At 54.6% G+C, this 22,341-nt stretch carries 15 protein-coding genes; 12 read left to right on the forward strand and 3 right to left on the reverse strand.

Annotation, left to right across the window (positions count from 1 at the left end):
* Positions 1-7: 7 nt before the first annotated feature.
* The 4 genes from WJU16_RS16170 to WJU16_RS16185 all read left to right on the forward strand — a co-directional run bounded on the left by WJU16_RS16170 (position 8) and on the right by WJU16_RS16185 (position 4,425).
* The gene (locus WJU16_RS16170) at positions 8-988 is read left to right on the forward strand and encodes a hypothetical protein (protein WP_341834518.1); all 981 of its coding nucleotides are present in this window, start codon (positions 8-10) and stop codon (positions 986-988) included.
* Positions 989-1,103: 115 nt separating this feature from the next.
* Entirely contained in the window at positions 1,104-1,796 is a 693-nt protein-coding gene (gene purQ / locus WJU16_RS16175) for a phosphoribosylformylglycinamidine synthase subunit PurQ (RefSeq protein ID WP_341834519.1), read from the forward strand.
* Positions 1,797-1,847: 51 nt separating this feature from the next.
* Positions 1,848-2,297, forward strand: a complete 450-nt coding sequence (locus WJU16_RS16180; RefSeq protein ID WP_341834520.1) for a protein-disulfide reductase DsbD domain-containing protein — start codon at positions 1,848-1,850, stop codon at positions 2,295-2,297.
* A 100-nt stretch (positions 2,298-2,397) separates the two neighbouring features.
* Positions 2,398-4,425: a cytochrome c biogenesis protein CcdA gene (locus tag WJU16_RS16185; RefSeq protein WP_341834521.1), complete on the forward strand. Its 2,028-nt coding sequence runs from the start codon at positions 2,398-2,400 to the stop codon at positions 4,423-4,425.
* A 77-nt stretch (positions 4,426-4,502) separates the two neighbouring features.
* On the opposite strand, the gene WJU16_RS16190 is transcribed toward WJU16_RS16185, so the two are convergent.
* The gene (locus WJU16_RS16190) at positions 4,503-5,396 is read right to left on the reverse strand and encodes a hypothetical protein (protein ID WP_341834522.1); all 894 of its coding nucleotides are present in this window, start codon (positions 5,394-5,396) and stop codon (positions 4,503-4,505) included.
* Between the two features lie 157 nt (positions 5,397-5,553).
* Between WJU16_RS16190 and WJU16_RS16195 the strand changes: the two genes are divergently transcribed.
* The 8 genes from WJU16_RS16195 to WJU16_RS16230 all read left to right on the forward strand — a co-directional run bounded on the left by WJU16_RS16195 (position 5,554) and on the right by WJU16_RS16230 (position 19,550).
* Positions 5,554-6,237 (forward strand): response regulator transcription factor, encoded by a 684-nt coding sequence (locus WJU16_RS16195; protein WP_341834523.1) that lies wholly within the window; start codon positions 5,554-5,556, stop codon positions 6,235-6,237.
* 7 nt (positions 6,238-6,244) lie between these two features.
* A complete protein-coding gene (locus WJU16_RS16200) occupies positions 6,245-7,570 on the forward strand; it encodes a HAMP domain-containing sensor histidine kinase (RefSeq protein WP_341834524.1) in 1,326 nt (441 codons plus the stop codon).
* A 37-nt stretch (positions 7,571-7,607) separates the two neighbouring features.
* Positions 7,608-9,005, forward strand: coding sequence for a TolC family protein (locus WJU16_RS16205; protein ID WP_341834525.1), 1,398 nt, complete (start codon positions 7,608-7,610; stop codon positions 9,003-9,005).
* A gap of 12 nt (positions 9,006-9,017) precedes the next feature.
* Complete coding sequence (locus WJU16_RS16210; protein WP_341834526.1) at positions 9,018-12,251, forward strand: efflux RND transporter permease subunit; 3,234 nt, start codon at positions 9,018-9,020, stop codon at positions 12,249-12,251.
* Positions 12,235-13,335, forward strand: a complete 1,101-nt coding sequence (locus tag WJU16_RS16215) for an efflux RND transporter periplasmic adaptor subunit (protein ID WP_341834527.1) — start codon at positions 12,235-12,237, stop codon at positions 13,333-13,335. The genes WJU16_RS16210 and WJU16_RS16215 overlap by 17 nt, the downstream gene beginning before the upstream one ends.
* 198 nt (positions 13,336-13,533) lie before the next feature.
* Positions 13,534-15,135, forward strand: coding sequence for a response regulator (locus WJU16_RS16220; protein WP_341834528.1), 1,602 nt, complete (start codon positions 13,534-13,536; stop codon positions 15,133-15,135).
* Positions 15,132-18,716, forward strand: coding sequence for a response regulator (locus WJU16_RS16225; RefSeq protein WP_341834529.1), 3,585 nt, complete (start codon positions 15,132-15,134; stop codon positions 18,714-18,716). The genes WJU16_RS16220 and WJU16_RS16225 overlap by 4 nt, the downstream gene beginning before the upstream one ends.
* A 9-nt stretch (positions 18,717-18,725) precedes the next feature.
* Positions 18,726-19,550, forward strand: coding sequence for a protein-glutamate O-methyltransferase CheR (locus WJU16_RS16230; RefSeq protein WP_341834530.1), 825 nt, complete (start codon positions 18,726-18,728; stop codon positions 19,548-19,550).
* On the opposite strand, the gene WJU16_RS16235 is transcribed toward WJU16_RS16230, so the two are convergent.
* Positions 19,543-19,929: a response regulator gene (locus WJU16_RS16235; RefSeq protein WP_341834531.1), complete on the reverse strand. Its 387-nt coding sequence runs from the start codon at positions 19,927-19,929 to the stop codon at positions 19,543-19,545. The two genes, WJU16_RS16230 and WJU16_RS16235, sit on opposite strands and share 8 nt — an antisense overlap.
* A gap of 153 nt (positions 19,930-20,082) precedes the next feature.
* Positions 20,083-22,161 carry a M3 family metallopeptidase gene (locus tag WJU16_RS16240; RefSeq protein WP_341834532.1) on the reverse strand — a complete coding sequence of 693 codons (2,079 nt, stop codon included), beginning with the start codon at positions 22,159-22,161 and terminating at the stop codon, positions 20,083-20,085.
* Between the last annotated feature and the right edge of the window lie 180 nt (positions 22,162-22,341).

A 22,341-nucleotide genomic window follows, 5' to 3' on the forward strand; every position in this document is an offset into this window, starting at 1 on the left:
TTGCATCGTGATAAAGTTTTTCAGATCGGGCAACCCGCTGACGGTATTGCTGCTGTTCCTGTACATGTTGTTCATCAAGTTTTTCTACCTGCTTCATCCGTCGCCGTACCTGGCAGACGGGTCGGAAGGGTTGATGTATAAGCTATTGGTGGACTGGCTGGAAGGGATGGTGGGGCCGAGCCCGTTCTTTTTCACGTTCCTGGCGCTGATGCTGCTTTTTCTCCAGGCGCTGCTGCTGACGCGCATTGTGAACAATCACCGGTTGTTTGCGAAAGACAACTACCTGCCGGCGATGTGTTTCCTGTTACTGACGTCGCTTTTGCAGAGCTGGAACGTGTTTTCACCGGCTTTGATCGTGAATACCGTGATGCTGTGGATATTTTCGAGCATAACGGACCTGTATATGCGTAATTCGGCGCGGGACGTGTCGTTCAACATCGGGTTTGCGCTGGGTATTTGCGGGCTGTTTTACTTTCCCGCAGTCTTGTTTGTGGCTTTGTTGTTCCTGAGCCTGCTGATTATGCGGGCGTTCAGGCTGGCGGAGTGGATCATTGGGTTGTTGGGGATTATTTGTCCGTTTTACCTGTTGGGGACCTGGTTGTTTTTGACGAACCGGTGGGATATGATATCGGAGCTGGTCAATATCCGGGCGAATTTGCCGGTTATCACGGATTATAAGGTCTGGGGGGCGCTGATCGGGGGGATGTTGTTTTTTGTGGTGGGATGGTTGTTGTTGCAGCGTACGTTCAAGAAGATGCTGATCCAGGGGCGGAAGATATGGGCTACGGTGGTGATTTATGCATTGGTGGCGATGTTGCTGCCGTTGTTCAGCGGGCACTTTTCGGCGACGTATTGGGTGTTGGCGGTGATGCCGGTGTCGTTATTCGCGGCGAACGTCTTCTGGTCGGTAACCAACAATACGATTGCCAATGCAATACACATGCTGGTGATCGCATATGTTATTATTATGCAATACTTTAGCCATTAAGGGGGAGAAGGGGAGGTTGTTAGTGGAATCATAAATCTGATGAGTGGTGATTGTAAATTCCCCAATGGTCAGTAATTTTGTTCTTTCCTTGAGAAATATTCAAACAAATAAATAAATGAAATTCGGAGTTGTTACGTTTCCCGGTTCTAATTGCGACCAAGATATGATCGACGCGCTGCGTACGGATCTGAACCAGGAAGTGATCAGCCTTTGGCACAAAGACAGGGATTTGAGCATGTTTACTACGGAAGACTGCATTTTGATCCCTGGTGGTTTTTCCTATGGCGACTATCTGCGTTGCGGAGCGATTGCCAAGTTCAGCCCCATGATGCAGAGCGTGGTGGAGTTTGCGAACAAAGGCGGCCGTGTGATCGGCGTATGTAACGGCTTCCAGATTCTGTGCGAGGCGGGTTTGCTTCCGGGCGCCCTGCTGAAGAATGAGAACCAGCAGTTCGTTTGCAAGAACGTGTTTATCAAGAGCGAGAATACCGCTGCTTCCCTCACGAAGGAAGTAACCGGCCGCGCGCTGATGATCCCGGTTGCGCATGGCGAGGGGCGTTATTATGCGGATGAGGCTACGCTGGACGAGCTGTTTGCAAATAACCAGGTGATTTTCCGTTATTGCGATGAGTTTGGCAACATTGTTGATTCTGCTAATCCGAACGGCGCCATCCGCAACATCGCGGGGATTTGTAATAAAGAAAGAAATGTTTTCGGAATGATGCCGCACCCCGAGCGGGCTACCAGCGAAGTGCTGGGCAACCGCGACGGCCAGCTGATCTTCCAAAGCCTTATAAACAATAACTAGGCGCAAGGCCTGGTCGAATAACCATCAAACCAACCAATTAAAGAAAGAATTATGAAAAAATTGCTCGTTGCCATCATGCTCTTCGCGCTGCCGGCCCTGGCCTTTGCGCAAGACCCCGTTAAATGGGAATTCACTTCCAAAAAAGTGAGCGCTACCGAATACGAAGTGATCGCCAAAGCCACGATCGACGGCGGCTGGCACCTCTATGCCCAGGAAGCCGGCGAAGGTCCGGTTCCCACCTCCTTCAAGTTCGCGAAGAACCCCCTCGTTACGCCCAAAGGCAAAGTGACCGAATCCGGTAAACTGCACAAAGCTTTCGACAAGAACTTCAACTCCGAACTGAAATACTACGAAAACACCGTTTCCTTTATCCAGAAAGTAACCGTAAAAGGTAAAGCGGTGACCAAAGTGAAAGGCTCCGTGGAATTCATGGTTTGCGACGACCATCAGTGCCTTCCGCCGACTGAAGTGGAATTCGCCGTGAACGTGGGTGGTAAATAATCCGGATTTCAACACATTTTCATAGGAACGAGTTCTTTCAACCCGAAAGAACTCGTTTTTGCATTATGCATTAATACATTCTGTTAAGTCTATCGTACATATGAAGTATATCGTATCGTTGATGTCCGCATTCCTGCTGCTTTTCGGCACCGCCGCCGTAGCCCAGGAGCCGGAAGCCACTCCAGTTCACGCCAAATGGGAATTCTCCGCGGAGAAAAAGGCGCCGGGAGAATTTATCTTGAAATTCAAAGCTAAAATAGACCAGGGTTGGAAACTCATGGCCGCCTCCATGGGCGACGATGATCCCAATACCCGCATCGTTTTCGACAGCCTCAGCGATTCCCGCGCCGCCATCCAGGCCCTCGCGGACGTGAAAGCGCCCCTCAGCGCCCAGGAGCCCCTGCTCGATAACATGGAAATCAAATACTTCGAAAACGAAGCCGAAGTAACCGCCACCATCAAATACAACTCCGATTCCATCAAGAATCTCCGTGGTAACGTTACTTACTTCGTGCTCAAAGGCGAGGAAATCCTCCCGGAAGAAGCGCCCTTCACTTTCGTGGCGGACGCCGCCGGCAACCTCACCGGTGAAGAAGGCGGCCTCAAAGCCGACGCCGCCATCGCAGAAAGGATCGACCGCAAAGCCGTGGACCTCAAAAATCCCGTCATGAAAGTAGGAGACATCGGTAAGGAAGGCAATTCCAACCCCTGGCTCATCTTCATTTTCGGCGTCATCGGCGGTTTGCTCGCACTGGTTACCCCCTGCGTGTTCCCCATGATCCCGCTGACGGTTTCGTTTTTCACCAAATCGGCGCAGGACAAGAAAAAAGGGATCACCAGCGCAGTAACTTACGGTTTCTTCATTTTCCTCATTTACCTCGCCGTGAGCCTGCCCTTCCACCTGCTCAGCTCCGCGGATCCCGCCATTTTCAATAACATCAGCACCAACGTGTGGCTGAACGTGATCTTCTTCGCCGTGTTCGTCGTGTTCGCATTGTCGTTCTTCGGTCTCTTCGAAATCACCCTGCCCAGCAGCCTCGCCAGCAAAACCGATTCCAAAGCTGACAAGAGCAGCATCATCGGTATTTTCTTCATGGCGCTCACCCTGGTAGTGGTATCGTTCAGCTGCACCGGCCCGATCCTTGGCACCCTGCTGGCCAGCGCCGGCTCCGCCGGAAGCACCAACGGCGCATGGATGCTGACCGCCGGCCTCGCCGGTTTCGGCGTGTCCCTCGGCCTGCCTTTCGCCCTGTTCGCCCTGTTCCCGAACTGGCTCAACTCGCTGCCCAAGTCCGGCGGTTGGCTCACCTCCGTTAAAGTGGTGCTCGGTTTCATCGAACTGGCCCTCGCCGTGAAGTTCCTCTCCAATGCAGACCTCGTGATGCACTGGGGCATCCTACACCGCGAAACATTCTTCCTCATCTGGATCATCATCGGCCTGCTCACCACGCTGTATCTCTTCGGGGTCATCAAATTCCCGCACGACAGCCCGATCAAGAAGCTCGGCAAAGTCCGCATCTTCTTCGGTATCCTGTTCGCCGCGTTTACCTTGTACCTTATCCCGGGCATCACCAATACCAAGTATTCCCGTATCAAACTGATGAGCGGTTTCGCGCCGCCCATGTCTTACAGCTGGTACGGCAACAACGCCCACGAAAACGGCGCTGTGGAACCCGATGTGATGAACGATTATTTCAAGGCCCTGGCTCTCGCCAAAGAGAAAAACAAGCCCGTCATGATCGACTTCACCGGTTGGGCCTGCGTGAACTGCCGCAATATGGAAGAAAACGTATGGACCGATCCTGAGGTGCACTCCCTCATACAGGATAACTTCGTGCTCGTATCGCTCTACACTGACGACCGCAAGAAGCTCCCCGAGGAAGAACAATTCAAATACACGCATGCCGAAGGCTGGTCCAAAAAGATCGTGACCGTTGGCGACCACTGGGCTACTTTCCAGCGCGTGAACTTCATTAACCAGTCGCAGCCCCTGTACGTGCTCATTACGCCCGACGAGCAGCTGCTGACCTGGCCCGTGGCTTACGAACCCGATATCCAGAAATATGCGGATTGGCTGAAAGCCGGTCTGGAAGGCTGGAAGAAGGTGAACGCCACCGCCACCAAATAATCCGTTCTCCGGAATATGTAAAAGGACGCCTCCGCAAGGGGGCGTCCTTTTTTTATGGTCACATTTTCGAACTGTTGTCAGTAAAGCGGTTCGCCGCAACCGCGGAAGGTTTTACCGTCGACCGTGAGGGTTACGGTGAAGGGGTGTTTCTTGTCCGCGTCGTCGGTACAAACCACATTGTCGAACTTCGCCGTAAGGGTGTGAGAGCCGGATCTCGTCGTAAAAATGGTAGCGTCGTTATCGCCCTTTTGCGCATCGGCCGCCGGGAATTCAATCACATTTTCACCATAATTGCCGGTATAGATGATCTTTTTATGCGGGATCACGGCCAGCCACCAACCGGGCTCACTGCCTACGGCCCAGTGCGAGGCGCCTTGCCGGCGCATCTCATTGGCTTTGGGGCTGAGGTCTTTCCGGTCGATACGCAAAGCGGCGTCGGCCCGCTGGACCAACTGGTTGACTTCGGCGGCGCTGAAGCGATAGTCGTTTTTTCCGAAAGGTGACTTATAAGGCGTGATGGCGGCGGCTTCCAGGGCGGGGAGGTCGGCCGCGGAGCGGCTTTCGGCGCCCAGCAATGTATCCTGGTCGAAATAGAACGTGTTTTCGGTAACGCCTTTCGGGGTAGTGATCAATTCGCGGAGCATTTTCACCTGTACGGTCACCGTATCAAGGTAAAACCAGGTTTCGATGCTGGAATCGCCCGGAGGGCCTTCAGGGAAGATGTAGAAACGGATGGGCGTGTCTTTTCCGGAATATAAACCAATAAGCCCGGCGGAATTATCGCCGTTGACGAAGTTGTGGGCAGCCATCATCTTGTTGGTGACGGTTTTTTCGTCGATACTGGATACATAGGTACTGATCGCCGAAATCCGGGAAGCTTCCGCAGCCTCGGCTTCGGCTTTCTTTTCCCCGCCGCCCGCGCAGGCGGTCAGCAAAGCCATGACAGGGAATAATAAAACATATGGTTTCATAAGGAATGTTTTAAAAACGGCCAAAGTACGCGAAAGCCGTGCCAGTTTCAAATGGCTGTTGGCGCTCAGTAAGTTAGCTTTTTTATGGATAACAGCGGGCCAGGGCAAAGGGTTCGCTTCAAAATTGCTTCAAATTTGTGCGTAATTTTGCCTGATTATGAAAGTCTTGCTGATTGAAGACAATGTGGAGCTGGCCAGCAGCATCTCGGCGTTTCTGGCCCGCGAGGGGTATATCTGCGAAGTAAGCTACAATATGCGCGATGCGCTGGACAAGCTGATTTCCTTCCAGTACGACTGCGTGCTGCTCGACATCATGCTGCCAGATGGCAACGGGCTGGAGATCCTCCGGTTTATGCGCAAAGACCAGGTGCATAGCCCGGTCCTCATCCTTTCCGCCAAAAATTCGCTGGACGACAAGATCATCGGGCTGGAAGAAGGGGCCGACGACTACCTGACGAAGCCCTTCCACATGCCGGAACTCAATGCCCGCCTCCGGGCCATTTACCGGCGGAAGAAGCTCAATGGCAGCAATATTATCGCTTTCAACGAAATCACCCTCAACATCGACACTTTCGAAGCCTGGGTCAACGGCACGATGCTGGACATGACGCGCAAGGAATTCGACCTGCTGATGTATTTCATGGTCAACAAGAACAGGGTGCTGTCGCGCCAGTCGATCGCCGCGCATCTCTGGGGCGATTACACCGATAACCTTTCCAATTTCGACTTCGTATACCAGCATGTGAAGAACATCCGCAAGAAAATCAGCGCCGCCAACGGCACCGATTACATCGGCACGGTGTACGGGCTGGGGTATAAATTCAATACATCCCGTCAATAACAACGCCATGAAGATTGTAGACAGATTTACGTTGTGGTTCCTGGGCGTTACGCTGCTGATCATCCCGATCAACAGCGTGATTACTTACCAGAGCATCAAGGGGCAGATCGACAAGGCGGCCATTACCCGGCTGAAGCATGTGAACGAGCGGGCCGCGCAGCAGCTGGCGAGGGGCGAGGCTGTCGGGGAATTCATGCAGGGGTGCCGGATTAAAGCGGCGCCTTCGGATTCCACCATGCCAGCGGACTTCTTCCTCATCACCGACCGCGACGTTAAACACGATCCGGATATGGAGGATTACGACCGGAAGATCACCGTGGCGTCTTGGCATATGATCAACGGCGTGAGCTACAAAATTATTTCCGGCGACTATGTGACGCGTTCGGAGCAGATATTGGCGGGTTTGCGGGAATCGATCATGTGGAAGCTGGTCATATTGATCGGTTTGATCGTACTCACGGCGCGCCTGGCTTCGCGGCTGGTGCTGGCGCCTTTTTACAGCACGCTCAAGAAACTGCAGCGCTTCAACCTGCGCTCGCGCACGAAACTGAAATTCAAGCGTTCGCGGACGAAGGAATTCAACGAATTGAATTGTTTCGTGGAGAAGATGACGGACAAGGCGGTAGACGATTACATCCATCTGAAAGAATTCTCCGAAAATGCTTCCCACGAGCTGCAGACGCCGCTGGCCATCATCCGGAGCAAACTGGAATTGATGTCGGAATATAATATTGAAGGCGAACAGGCGGTGCTGATTTCCGATATGCAGAACGCGGTGGACCGGCTCATGCGGATCAACCGCAGCCTCGTGCTGCTGTCGCGCCTTGAAAACAATGAGTTCGAATGCGAGGAATTGCTGGATATATCGCGGTACGCCCGGGAAACGGTCAACACTTTCTGCGACCTCATTACCATCAAAGGCCTCACGATGGACTATCGCATCGAGGAGCGGGTGGAAGTGAAGCTGCACACGGCTTTGGTGGATATCCTGCTCAACAACCTCATCGGCAACGCCATCCGTCACAACTACGCGGGCGGGCATATTTCGATCGAGCTGAACAGCCGGCACCTTATGATTTCGAATACCGGCCCCGAGCCGCAGGCGCCCCCGGAAGAGATGTTCCTGCGTTTCCGGAAGGGTACGGCGTGCCAGAGCTCCGTTGGCATCGGCCTGTCTATCGTGAAGCAGATCTGTGATATGAACGGCTTTACCATTGAGTACCGCTTTCAAGCCGGTCATCACATAATTACGATCGATTTTCCTTCCACTTTCACTTCTTCAAAATTGCTTCAGAATGATACGCGCTATTTGCATGAGAAAACTCAGCTGTAAGGCTGCCATGCTTTAAAAACCGCACATTTTCATTCAGATGACATCACGCTATTCCGTTCATCTGCTGTTGTCTGTTATCCTTCTTACCGGTTCCATCGGCGCCCGCGCGCAGGTGCTGACCCTGAAAGATGCTGTACAAACGGCACTGAACAATTACGGTTCCATCAAGGCGAAAGCCAATTACGTCAATGCTTCCAAAGCGGCTGCGGAACAGGCTCGGCGGGATTACCTGCCCAACTTCAGCGTGTCTGCGCAACAGGATTATGGTACCATCAACGGCCAGAACGGTCCGCTTTACGGATTCGGGGGCCTGGGCGTAGCCTCCTCCGGGATGGCCATGCCGGAACAAAACTGGAATGCCGCGTTCGGGGCGCTTTATCTCGCAAACATTAACTGGGAATTTTTTGCCTTCGGCAGGATGAAGGAGAAGATCAAAGCCGCCGAAACGCTCGCCCGCCGCGATGAGCGCGACTGGCAGCAGGAGCAGTTCCGTCACGAAGTAAAGGTGGCGGCCACTTACCTGAACCTGCTGGCGGCGCAGCGGCTCACCAAAGCCTGGGAGCGCAACCTGGAAAGAGCCGATACCTTCCGGTCGGTGGTGACGCGCCGCGCGCTGAACGGCCTCATCGCCGGTGTGGATTCCTCGCTGGCCAATGCGGAAGTCGCCAATGCGAAGATCTCGCTCGTGCGCTCGCGCGACGTGGAGCAGGAGCAGGGCAACCAGCTGGCGCAGCTCATGGGAACGGTGCCGCAATCTTATATCCTCGACTCTTTCATCCTCACGCGCCTGCCCCTGGTGGTAACGGATACCGTAGCGATGCGGACTGACGTCCACCCCGTCCTGCAATTCTACCAAAGCCGCATCCGGCTGAGCCAGGAACAGGAGAAATACATCCGTACCCTGCAATATCCCGCGTTCAGCCTGTTCAGCGTGCTGCAGACAAGGGGCTCCGGCTTCCAGGCGGAATACATCACCGACCACACGGCGTTCACCCGCGACTACTGGACCGGCGTGAAACCCAGCCGCACCAACTACCTGTTCGGCGTGGGCGTTACCTGGAACCTGACGAGCATCACGCGCGTCAACAAGCAGATGAGCGCGCAGGAATACACTTCCAAAGCTTTGCAAAATGAGATGGAAGTCGTCGACCAGCAACTGAAAGCACAACTTTCGCTCGCCGATACGAAGATGAAAAATGCGATCGACACCTACCGCGAAGCATTGGTGCAGATCAAATCCGCTTCAGATGCCTATCTCCAGAAAACCGTGATGTACAAGAACGGGTTGAGCACGCTGGTAGACGTTACCCAGGCGCTGTATACCCTCAACCGCGCGGAAACCGACCGCGATGTGGCGTATAGCAACGTGTGGCAGGCGCTGCTGCTGAAAGCCGCGGCGGCAGGGGATTTTGGATTATTTATCAACGAATTTTAATCTTACCGGATAATGGGACTTATTAAAGGCGCACTAAACAAACCGATCACCATCATGGTACTGGTGGCGGGACTGTTTTTCTTCGGTGTGAAAGCGGTGCGGGAAGTGAAAGTAGATATCTTCCCGAAGCTTGACATGCCGGTGCTGTACATCGCCCACCCTTTCGGCGGGTACACGCCCAACCAGATGGAAGCCTTCTTCGCCAAGCAATATGTGAACATCCTGCTTTTCGTGAACGGTGTGAAATCGATCGAAACCAAGAATATCCAGGGCCTCACACTCATGAAGCTCAACTTTTACGAAGGCACCAACATGAGCCAGGCCGCGGCGGAAGTGTCCGCATTCTCGAACCGTGCGCAGGCGATCTTCCCGCCGGGGTCGCAGCCGCCGTTCATCATCCGCTTCGACGCGTCGACGTTGCCGGTAGGCGAGCTGGTGCTCAGTTCCGAAAAGCGTACCAACAATGAGCTGATGGACCTGGCCAACGTGTACGTCCGCGCTTCGTTCACTTCCATCCCCGGCCTCGTGGCGCCGCCGCCGTTCGGGGGCAACATCCGCACGGTGGTGATCAAGGCTGACCCCGAGCTGTTGCGTATCCATCAGCTCACGCCCGACCAGCTGGTGGAAGCTTTGCGCTTCGGCAACCAGGTGGCGCCTTCGGGCAACGTGCGCATCGGCGACAAAAACTACATCACACCTACGAATACGACCGTTAAAAACATCAAGGATTTCGAGAATCTGCCGCTGTTTAAAGGCGGTGTGCAAACGCTCTTCCTCCGCGATGTGGCAACGGTGGAAGACGGAGCGGATATCGCCGCGGGGTACGCCCTCGTAAATGGCCGCCGCTCCGTTTACCTCAACGTGGCCAAATCGGCCGACGCATCCACCTGGGAAGTGGTGCAGAACCTGAAGAAAGCCATCCCGCGCCTGCAGGCGCAGTTGCCGGAAGATGTAACACTCAGTTACGAATTCGACCAGAGCACCTACGTGATGAACGCCGTGAAGAGCCTCGTCACCGAAGGCATCATCGGCGCGATCCTCACGGGGCTGATGGTGGTCCTCTTTTTGGGAGACCTTCGCGGCGCGCTTATCGTAATTCTCACCATTCCGGTTTCCATCATTTCAGGCGTATTGTTCCTGAGCCTCTTCGGCCAAACGATCAATATCATGACGCTGAGCGGCCTCGCGCTTGCGATCGGCATCCTCGTCGATGAAAGCACGGTGACGATCGAAAATATCCACCAGCACTTCGATATGGGCAAGCCAAAAGCCCTCGCCATATGGGACGCCTGTAAAGAAATCGCCTTCCCAAAGCTCCTGATCCTGTTCTGTATCCTCGCCGTATTCGCACCCGCTTTCACGATGAAAGGCATCCCCGGGTCACTGTTCCTCCCGCTGGCATTGGCGATCGGCTTCTCCATGATCACTTCTTATTTCCTGTCCCAGACCTTTGTGCCGGTGATGGCCAACTGGATCATGAAAGGACATAAGAAAGGACATGTGCCCGTTGATGAAAACGATACCTGGGACCAGAAGAAAGTACTTGTGGAACGCGCGGATTTCAATAACGATGGGAAGATCAGCCGTTTCGAGAAATTCCGTAACCGCTTTATGGCGATGATCGACAGGCTGATGCCGGCGCGCAAACCCGTAGTGATCGTATACCTGGTAGTCATTAGCGGCCTCGCCTTCTGGTTGCTGGCAGGGATCGGGAGAGATGTATTGCCGCGTACCAATGGCGGCCAATTCCAACTGCGGATGCGTGCGGAAGAAGGGACGAGAATGGAAAGAACGGAAGAAAAAACGCTGCGCGCCATTCGCACTATCGAAGAAATCGTTGGTAAGGAAAATATTAGCATCACATCGTCATATGTAGGCCAGCACCCGGCGTTGTTTTCGGTGAGCCCGATCTACCTGTTCATGGCGGGGCCGCACGAAGCGGTGATCCAGGTGAGCCTGAACAAAGACAAACACTTCGAGCTGGAAGAGCTGAAGGAAAGGCTGCGTGCGGGATTGAAAGAGAAAGTGCCGGATATGACGTTTTCGTTCGAGCCCATCGAGCTGACCGATAAAATCCTGAGCCAGGGCTCGCCCACGCCGGTGGAAGTGCGCATCTCTGGAAGAAATAAAAAGCAGAACGAGGAATACGCCAATAAAATCATTGAAAAGCTGAAAGCCATCCATTACATGCGCGACGTCCAGTTGCAACAATCCACAAAGTACCCGGCGATCAACATTGAAGTGGATCGCACGCGGCTGGCGCAGTTGGGGGGAGATATGACGGACGTGACCCGGTCGCTCATCGCTTCCACCTCTTCCAGCCGTTTAACGGAAAAGAATGTTTGGGTGGATGAGAAAGCAGGCCTCAGTTACAGCGTGCAAGTGCAGGTCCCGGAGAACAAAATGAACAGCATCGACGAGATCGCCGAGATCCCGCTGCTCAAAAACGCTTCGCGCCCCGTGCTCGGCGATGTGGCTACCATCACGCCTGGCACCACTTACGGTGAAAACGATAACCTCGGCGCCATGCCCATGATCTCCGTGACGGCAAACCTCTTCGACACCGATCTCGGCACCGCCAGCAAAGACGTGGAAGCCGCGATCGCTTCGCTTGGCGAACTGCCCCGCGGCCTCACGATGGAGCCCGTGGGCCTCAGTAACACCCTGACGGAAACCCTGAGCAGCCTGCAAAGCGGCCTGCTGGTGGCGATCATCGTGATCTTCCTCATGCTGACCGCCAACTTCCAGTCGTTCCGCGTGTCTTTCGTGGTGCTAACGACCGTCCCCGCTGTAATCCTGGGTGCGCTGTTGCTGCTGCGCATTACGGGCAGCACGCTCAACCTGCAATCGTATATGGGCATTATTATGTCTGTCGGCGTATCGATTTCCAACGCAGTGCTGTTGATCACGAATGCGGAGCATTTGCGGCGCCACAACGGCGACGCGCTGGCATCCGCCAGGGAAGCCGCCGCGCTGCGGCTCCGCCCGATCCTGATGACGAGCCTCGCGATGGTGGTGGGGATGATCCCCATGGCTATCGGGCACGGCGAAGGCGGCGACCAGGTGAGCCCGTTGGGCCGCGCGGTGATCGGCGGGCTGGTGGCTTCCACCGTGGCCGCGCTGGTGATCCTGCCGCTGGTATTCGCCTGGGTGATGAAGAAAGTATCCACGCAAAGTGTATCGCTCGATCCTGAAAACAAAGAAAGTAAACACTATATACCCAACCTGTATGAACATCATCAATAAAACACCGGGCCTGGCCCTTGTTGCGGCCGTATGGCTCGCCGGTTGCGGTGTTTCGCAGAGCAAACCGGACAATGCAAAAGCAGAATCGGCGACGGTAGTCACCGCATTTCCGCTCGGGAAAGACATTTTCTCCGCATCCCTGAGAACGCCGGGAGAGCTGCAGGCTTTCCAGCAGGTAGACCTCTACGCGAAGGTGAACAGCTTCGTCCGCCGCCTGAATGTGGACGTGGGTTCTACCGTACAGGCCGGGCAGGTGCTGGCCACGATGGAGGCCCCCGAGCTGGGGAGCGCCCTGGCCGGCGCTGAATCGCGGCTCCGCTCGCAGGAAGCCGTGTATCTCGCCAGCAAAGCCAATTACGACCGTTTATACCAGACCAGCCTCACGCCGGGTACCGTTTCACAGAACGATCTCGACCTGGCTTTCGCCAAGCAGCAGAGCGATTTCGCGCAGAAAGAAGCCGCCAAAGCCGCGTACCGAGAATTCGCCGACCAGCGCAACTACCTGGAGATCAGGGCGCCCTTCGCCGGTGTGATCAGCGCGCGTAACGTGAGTGCCGGCGCTTACGTTGGCCCCTCGGGAAAAGGTTCCGAAATGCCGCTCTTCACGCTGCAGGAACAGAAAAAACTGCGCCTCGTGGTCGCCGTGCCCGAAGCATATACGCCCTACCTGAAAGAAAAACGCGAAGTGAAATTCGTTGTGAAGTCGCTCGGCAACCGCGAATTCAGCGCCGTCATCAACCGCCTCGCCGGCGCGCTCGACTCCCGCCTCCGCGCGCAACGCGTGGAAATGGACGTCATCAACAACGATAAACTCCTCCTCCCCGGCATGGTCACCGAAGTGCACATCCCGATGCAAACCGCCGACAGCGTGTTCGTCGTGCCTTCCTCCGCTGTCGTCAACTCCACCGAAAAAGTGTTCGTGATCCGCATCAATGGACAAAAATCGGAATGGGTAGACGTGAAGAAAGGCCGGGAGGCGGACGGTAAAACAGAAATATTCGGAAACCTCCGCGAAGGAGATATGCTTGTGGAAAAGGCGAACGACGAAATCAGGAACGGATCAGCCGTATCGATCAAAAAGTAAGTACGAATCATAGAGTGGCCAGGTTGACGGGAACAGCGCGGTGATAGGCGCTGTTCCCTTTTTTATTGCGCGCCGTTAAAAATCATGCCACATAATTTTTTGTTTATCACACTGATAATCATATTGTTGAGTGTAGAGAAGAATCTACAGTCGTTTTGTTTTAAAAATGAATAATTTTCAGCCGATTATGAGAAAATTATGATTTTAATAGTTGATGACAGGCCTGAGAATCTTTATTCCCTGCAACAACTTCTGGAACTGAATCATTTCAAAGTGGACACGGCCGCATCGGGAGAGGAAGCATTGCGGAAGATTTTGCGCAATACCTATTTCCTGATCATCCTCGATGTGCAGATGCCGGACATGGACGGGTTCGAAGTGGCAGAAGCGATAACAGGCTACAGCAAGTCGAAGGACATACCTATAATTTTTCTTTCCGCCGTTAGCGTGGAAAAGCGGTTCATTACCCGGGGATATTCCTCGGGCGGGCTCGATTATATCACCAAGCCCGTAGATCCGGAGATCCTGCTGCTGAAGGTGAGTACCTTTTACCGGCTGCACCAGCAAACGCGCGAGCTGCACGAAGCGCAGGAAGCGCTGCGGCAGGAGGTCATGGAAAGAAAACTGGCGCAGGAAGCGCTGTCGCACAGCCTCGATGAGCTGCGTTCCATCCTGGAATCCATCCAGCAGATCGCTTTCACGCTGGGGCCGGAAGGGAATATCGAATTCGTGAACCGTTACTGGCACCGTTACGCGGCGTCGCCCGATGCGTTGCCCGACACGCCGGAAGGGGAGCCCTCGGTCGCGGAATGCATCCGCAAAGCGATCGGCGCCGCGCAACAGGAAGTGTTCGAAGTGCGCATCAAGCCCCTCGGCGAAGGCGACTTCCGCTATCACCTGCTCAGCCTTACCCCCGTATGGAAAGAAGGCGCCATCGGCAAGTGGGTCTGCATCTTCACTGACATCCACGAGCAAAAAATGATCAACCAGCTGCTCGAAAACCGCGTGGAAGAACGTACCATGGAACTCCGCCAGGCCAACCGCGACCTCGAATACAGCAACCACGAACTGCAGCAGTTCGCTTACGTCGCCTCCCACGACCTGAAAGAGCCATTGCGCAAAATTCAGGTGTTCAGCAACCTCATCAGCAGCAAATTCGGGCCGGAAGTGCCCGAAGCCGAACATTACCTCAATAAGATCGTTTCCTCCGCCGCGCGCATGAACAGCCTCATCACCGACGTGCTGGAATATTCCAAAATATCCATCGGCGGGCAGTTCCGCCCCACCGACGTCAATACCATCCTCCGCGATATCCTCGACGATATGGAATTGCTCGTCAGGGAGAAAGGCGCGGTGATCCGGATCGAAGACATGCCGTTGCTCCACGCCATCCCTTCGCAGATAAGGCAGGTGTTCCAGAATATCCTCAGCAACGCGCTGAAGTTCTCGCGCAAAGGGATTTCTCCTGAAATCTCCGTGTCCGCCGAGCGGACCGGCGAAGTTTGCGCCAGCGGGGAACTGCATCCCGAGGGGCCGTATTGCCGCATTACCGTCAGGGATAACGGCATAGGGTTCGACGAGCGATACCTCGATAAAATATTTGTCATCTTCCAGCGACTGCACGGGCGGAACGAATTCGAAGGCACCGGCATCGGCCTGGCGATCGTCAAAAAAATCATAGATACGCACGGCGGACTGGTAACTGCATCCAGCAGGGAAGGAGAAGGGTCGTCCTTTACCATCGTGTTGCCCGTACATCAACATCAACTCGAAAACCATATACAAGACAGCGATACATGAAATCCAACTTCCAGCGGAACCTCATCATCGGTTTCGGTTTCTCGCTTTTATTATTGATCGTCGGTTCGGCGGCTTCCATCATCAGTATCCGCAACCTCATTTCCACGGCCGGTTGGGTAGATCACACCAACCAGGTGATCCGTCATCTCGACGACGTATTATCCAACCTTAAAGATGCCGAAACGAGCCAGCGCGGTTTTCTCATCACTGGCGATACCGATTTCCTGCTACCTTACCGCGGCGCGGAAGACAGCATCATGCGGCATATCCGCATGACCAAGGAGATGACGGCGGATAACGACCGCCAGCAGAAATCCGCGGAAGAGCTGACGCAGACCATCCGCCAGCGGCTCGCCGTGCTGAACAACAACGTCGATAAAAGGAAACGCGGGCACGAAATAACCCCGGAAGACATGGAGCGCGGAAAGGAACATATGGACCGGGCCAGGATGATCGTGGCTGAAATGAAGACGTCGGAGCAACGGCTGCTGCAGCAACGGACCAGCCGGATGAACGCCTTCGCCAGCACCACGCCGGTTTTTGTGCTGATCGCATCACTCGTGGCCATCATCATCACAATAATTTCTTTCCTGAAAGTCAACAGCGATTATAAGGAGCGCGTGGCATTGCAGGGAATTTTGGAGAAGAAAGACGAAGACATCACCCGCCGCATCCACATGACGCAAGAGGTGGCGGCCAAAATATCCAGCGGCGATTATACCGCCCGCATTACCGACGAAGTAGACGACGGGCTTGGCCAGCTTACGGTATCGCTGAACCGGATGGCTGTTTCCCTCGAAAAATCTTTCACCGAGCTCTCCGACCGCGAATGGCTGCAATCGGGCGTGGCCGCGTTGAATGATGACATGATCGGTGAATACGAGCTGACGGAACTGGCGCGCCGCGTCCTGAATTACGTGGTGCCCTATATCAACGGCAGCACCGGCGCCATTTACATTGCGGAAGAAGGCATGCGCCTGCGCCTCTGCGGAAGGCACGCGGCGGAAAAAGAGGGGCTGGAAGAAGTGCTGGCCTTCGGCGAAGGGCTCGCGGGGCAAAGCGCCCTCAGCCGCAGGACCATCTTATTGGAAGAAGTGCCGGAAGGTTTGATGCGCATGCAGGTGAGCTGCGGCGCCATACAGCCGAAGTCCGTTATCGCCGTACCGCTGTACCATGAGCGTAAGGTGATGGGCGTGCTGGAACTCGCTTCGTTACGGAGTTTCACCGATAAAGAAAAAGCATTCTTAGAATCCGCCGTGCAGAATATCGGCACGGTCATCCATATCCTTGAAAACCGGAAACGCCTCCAGGAGCTGTTGGAGGAAACGCAGAGCCAGGCTGAGGAACTGCAAGCCCAGCATGGCGAACTCGAAAACGCCAACAGCGAACTGGAAGCGCAAACGGAAAAACTGCAGGCATCCGAAGAAGAGCTGCGCACCCAACAGGAAGAACTGGTAGACGCCAATTCCCAACTGGAGGAAAGGGCGCGGCTGCTGGAAGAAACCAACCGCCTCGTCAAGGATTCCAACAAGGAAATTCAGCGCAAAGCCGAAGAACTGGCGCAAAGCACCAAGTATAAATCGGAGTTTCTGGCGAATATGTCGCATGAGCTGCGGACACCGCTCAACTCGATCCTGCTGCTATCCCGGTTGATGGTGGAGAACAACGAGCGCAACCTTTCGCAGGAGCAGATCGAATACGCCCGCGTGATCCAGAATTCGGGCAAGGGGCTGCTCATGCTCATCGACGAAATCCTGGACCTTTCCAAGATCGAAGCGGGCAAGATGGACCTCGTATATACCGAAGCAGGCGTGGAAGAAGTGGTGAAAGATATGCGTGCGTTGTTTGAACCGCTAGCGCGGGAGAAGGGCGTGGCCTTCGAATATGAAATCGCAGACGATGTACAGGGCGTTTTCGAGACGGACCGCCAGCGCCTCGACCAGGTGCTGCGCAACCTGCTCAGCAACGCCATCAAATTCACGAACGAAGGCACGGTGACGCTGCGGGCTTACCGTCCGTCGGAATATACCAACACCATTGCTTTCAGTGTGAAGGATACAGGTATCGGCATCGCGCCGGATAAGCTGGACGTGGTGTTTGAGGCTTTCCAGCAGGAAGATGGCTCCACGCGCCGGAGGTTCGGCGGAACGGGCCTGGGCCTTTCCATCAGCCGGGAACTGGCGCGCCTAATGGGCGGTGAGATCCGGTTGGTGAGCGAGCCGGACAAAGGCAGCGAATTTACCGTGCTGCTGCCGGTATCGTCGGGCGTTGGGAAGGTTGAGAAATTGTCCGCCTCCGAACTGATGCCCGCGAAGGAAAAAAGCGTTTACCGCCAGCGTTTCGTGAGCGACGCCATCCCCGTGGGCACGGTGGAAGACGATCGCGCCGCCATCCAGCCGGGAGATAAATGCATCCTTATCGTGGAAGACGATCTCAACTTCGCCCGTTCGCTGCTCGAATTCACCCGCAGCAAGGGGTACAAGGGCATCGTGACGGTCCGCGGCGACGAGGCGCAATCCCTCGCCGAACAATACATTCCCGCCGGTATCCTTCTCGATATCCAGCTGCCGGTGAAAGACGGGTGGGAAGTGATGGAAGACCTCAAGGGAAATTCCCTCACCCGGCATATCCCCGTCCACATCATGTCCGCCTTCCAGGCGCGGTTCAAAAGCCTGTCGAAAGGCGCGGTGGACTTCATCGACAAGCCCCTCACCATCGAAAAAATGGACGACATCTTCAGTAAGATTGAGTTCATGCTCAACCAGAACCCCCGTAAAGTGCTCATCGTGGAGGAAAACCTGCAACACGCGAAAGCGTTGGCGTACTTCCTCGAGAATTATAAAGTCAATACCGAAATCCGCGACACTATCAACGGCAGCCTCGAATCGCTGCACAAGCAGGAAGTCAACTGCGTGATCCTCGACATGGGCGTTTCCCACGCACGATCCTACGACACGCTGGAGCAGGTGAAGCAGGAACCCGGGCTGGAGAACATCCCCATCATCGTGTTCACCGGCAAAAACCTCAGCCGGGAAGAGGAGTCGAAAATCCGTAGCTACGCCGATTCGGTGGTGGTGAAAGTCGCCAATTCGTACCAGCGGATTATGGACGAGGTTTCGCTTTTTCTCCACCTGGTGGAAGGCGAGAAGAAAGAAACGGAGCGCCCCGGCAACGGGCTCGGCAGGCTGGCGGAAGTGCTCCGCGGCAAAAATATCCTGCTGGCGGATGACGATGTGCGCAATATCTTCTCCCTCACCCGTGCGCTGGAAAGCTTCGGCATGAAAGTGATTTCAGCGACCGACGGCAGCGAAGCGCTACAATTGCTGGAGAAACATAAAGAAGTAGATATCGTGCTAATGGATATGATGATGCCGGAGATGGATGGATACGAATCCACCCGCCGCATCAAAGCCAATCCCGCCACCAAACATCTTCCCGTGATCGCTGTAACAGCCAAGGCGATGAAAGGCGACCGTGAGAAGTGCATTGCCGCGGGCGCGTCGGATTATATCAGCAAACCGGTGGATATCGATCAGTTGTTGTCCCTGCTGCGCGTATGGTTGTACGACGCGGGGAAGTAAAGTAGCAGTATGCAGCAAGTAGAAATGAAGGACGATTGGCTGGATGGGTTCCTCCGCGATGTGTTGGAAACACATGGGTATAATTTCGTCAATTACGCGCGCCCCTCCCTGAAACGGCGCCTCAACAGGCTCGTGGCGCTCGACCGCTTCAGCAGCCTCGATGCGTTCAAAGACAAAGTGCTGGGCGACGAAAACTATTTTCGGCATTTCGTGGAAGAGGTAACGGTAAACGTGACGGAGATGTTCCGCGATCCCGGTTTTTACCAACTCCTGCGCAAGGAAGTGCTGCCCGCCATCGCACACGCGCCGCTGATCCGCATCTGGCACGCCGGATGTTCCACTGGCGAAGAAGTTTTCAGCATGGCCATCCTGCTGAAAGAAGCCGGGTTACTCCAACGGTCACTACTATACGCAACAGATATCAACCCGGCGGTGCTGGAAAAAGTACGAAAAGGAATTTTTCCCTTGCGGTTCATGAAGCAGTACTCGGAAAACTATATCCAGTCAGGCGGTTCCCAGGATTTCAGCCAATATTATACGGCGAAGTACGACCTGGCGAAATTCGGCGAGGATCTTATCCGGAGGATGGTTATTTCCCCCCACAACCTGGCTACCGACCGGTCGTTCAACGAATTCCAGCTGATCTTGTGCCGGAATGTGCTCATCTATTTTGATAAAGACCTGCAAAACAAAGCGCTCCAGCTGTTCGACGACAGCCTTGAAACGGGGGGCTTCCTCGCTCTCGGCACAAAAGAAAGCCTGCGCTACTCCACCATAGCGGCGAAGTACAGGCAATTGCCGCAGCGGTTGCGGATCTGGAAGAAAATCAGTTGAAAAAGCGGCGGAGAATTTCCTTCAGCGATGTAATGCTGTATTGCTTCACCACATAATCCGTGGCGCCCAGGGCCTTGGTATCCTGGATGTCTTTCGGGTCGGAAGAAGTAGAATAAATTACAACCGGAATACCCGAAAGGTGCGGCTGGCTGCGGATCGCGGCGAGGCAATCCTTGCCGGTCATACGCGGCATATTCAGGTCAAGGAAAATGAAGTTGGGTGTTTCATGCTCGCCGGACTTCAGTAATTGCAATCCTTCCACGCCATCGTCGGCAGAAAGGAAATGCACTTCTTCGTTTACATCCTGTAACGCGAGTTTAAATATTTCCTGATCGTCCCTGTCATCATCAATCAAAAGGCAGCTTAATTTTTGCTTCATCGTCAGGACGGGTTTTTGTCTTTTAGTGTTTGCAAATGTACTAAAAACCCGGCTAAAACAAGCATTTCAGGATATGGTTATCTTAGATGTTGCAACATGTAATAAGGTAAAAAAAGGCCGGAGATCATCTCCGGCCTTTCGTTAATTTATCAATTAGTTTTCGAGGCCCCTGTTTTTCAGGAGGAACTTCACTTCCGGGGCGCGGGTGCGGAAAGCTTTGTAGAGGTCCATCGGTTCGGCGGTGCCACCTTTTTCCAGTACGTTCTTGCGGAACGATTGTGCGGTGGCGGGGTCGAAGATGTTACCTGTTTCCTTAAACGCCGCGAAAGCATCGCTGTCGAGCACTTCGGACCAGATGTAGCTGTAATATCCCGCGGAATAACCACCGGCGAAAATATGCTGGAAGTACGTGCTGCGGTAGCGCGGCGCGATCTGCGGGATGAGGCCGAGCTTGTCCATCTGTTGTTTTTCAAACTGCAGCGGATCGATTTTCGCGCCAGGCGCGAGGTTGTGGTACTGCATGTCGAGGATGGAAGCGGCGAGGTATTCCACCGTTACGAAGCCCTGGTTGAATTTAGAAGCATCGTCCATTTTCTTCACGAGGGATGCGGGCAGTTGTTCGCCGGTTTTGTAATGTTTGGCGTACATCTGCAGCACTTCGGGCTCAAACGCCCAGTGCTCCATGATTTGCGAGGGCAGCTCCACGAAGTCGCGGGGCACGGAAGTGCCGCTCAGCGTTTCATACCGCACGTTCGACAGCAAGCCATGCAAGGCGTGGCCGAATTCATGGAAGAATGTTTCCACCTCGTCGGGCGTGAGCAGCGCGGGCTCGTCGCCAGTGGGTTTGGTGAAGTTGCAGACGATAGACACCACCGGGGCTACACGCTTCCCTTTTTCGATCGCCTGTTTGCGATAAGATGTCATCCAGGCGCCGCCGCGCTTGGACGTCCGCGGGAAGAAGTCCATATAAATCACGCCGATATGATCGCCGTTGGCTTCCTTCACTTCATACGCCACCACATCTTCCTGGTAAACGGGGATATCTTTCAGCGGCGAGAACGTAATGCCATACAGCTTTTTCGACACGGCGAAAATCCCTTCGCGCACGTTCTCCAGCTGGAAGTAGGGGCGCAGTTCTTCGGCGTCGTAGTTGTATTTTTCTTTCCGCACCTTGTCGGCATAATAGAACCAATCCCACGCTTCGAGCTGCTCGCCTTTGCCTTCGCGGTCCATTACTTTCTGCATTTCCACGGCTTCGTTTTTAGCCACCGGCAGGGCGGCTTCCCAGAGGCGGTTCAGCAGATCGTTGGCCTGGGCGGGCGTTTTGGCCATGTTTTCTTCCAGTACGAAGTCAGCGTGCGACGTGTAGCCGAGCATACCGGCTTTTTCGGCACGGAGGCTGGCCAGCTGACCGACGATAACCTTGTTGTCGCGCTCGTCGTTATTGTTGCAGCGGTTGATATACGCTTTGTACATTTTTTCGCGGAGCGGGCGGTTGGCGGAATACTGCAGGAAAGGCATCACGCTGGCGTTGTGCAGGGTGAAGCGCCATTTCCCTTCTTTCCCGGCTTCTTTGGCGCTGATGGCAGCCGCCGTTTTGAGGGAAGCGGGCAACCCGGCCAGATCGGCTTCGTTGTCCACGATCAGTTCGAACTGGTTGGTTTCGGCGAGGAGGTGCTGGCCGAATTTCACGGTCAGCAGCGATAATTCTTTATTGATTTCGCGCATACGTGCCTGTTTGGCGGCATCGAGATTGGCGCCGCTGCGCACGAAGGCTTTATAGGTTTTTTCGAGCAGGCGGTCCTGTTCCGGCGTCAGTTTGGCGGAAGCGCGCTTTTCGTATACCGTTTTCACACGGGAGAAAAGGGCGGGGTTCAGATAGATGTCGTCCGTGTTCTGCGCCATTTTCGGCGCGATCTGGCGCGAGATATTCTCCAGTTCCGGATTGGTGTTGGCCGATGTCAGGTTGAAGAAAACGGTGCCTACGTTGCGCAGCAACTCACCGCTTTTTTCCAGCGCGGCGATGGTGTTTTCGAAAGTGGGTACGCTGCGCTGCATCGTGATCGCACCAATGCGCTGCTGCTGTTCCTTCATGCCCGCTTCGAAGGCCGGCATGAAGTGCGCGGGCTTGATTTCCGCGAACGGCGGCACTTTGAAGGTGGTGTTGTAGGCCTGCATGAACGGATTCTGTTCTGCGGGAGCCTGGGCCATGGTGGCGGTTCCTGTCGTCATACTCACTGCAATTATCAGGTTTCGGGTACGTTTAGATATGCTCATGTTGTAACTAGTTGGCTAGTGGCTAAAATAAGGAAAAAAAGCCGAAGCCCCGCCGGACGGCACTTTCAAATGGATTAACGGTAAAAACGGCCGCCCTGCCGGAAGGCAGGGCGGAACCGCAGAAGCTTGGGGCGA

Source organism: Chitinophaga pollutisoli (genome assembly GCF_038396755.1).
Taxonomy (GTDB): Bacteria; Bacteroidota; Bacteroidia; order Chitinophagales; family Chitinophagaceae; genus Chitinophaga; species Chitinophaga pollutisoli.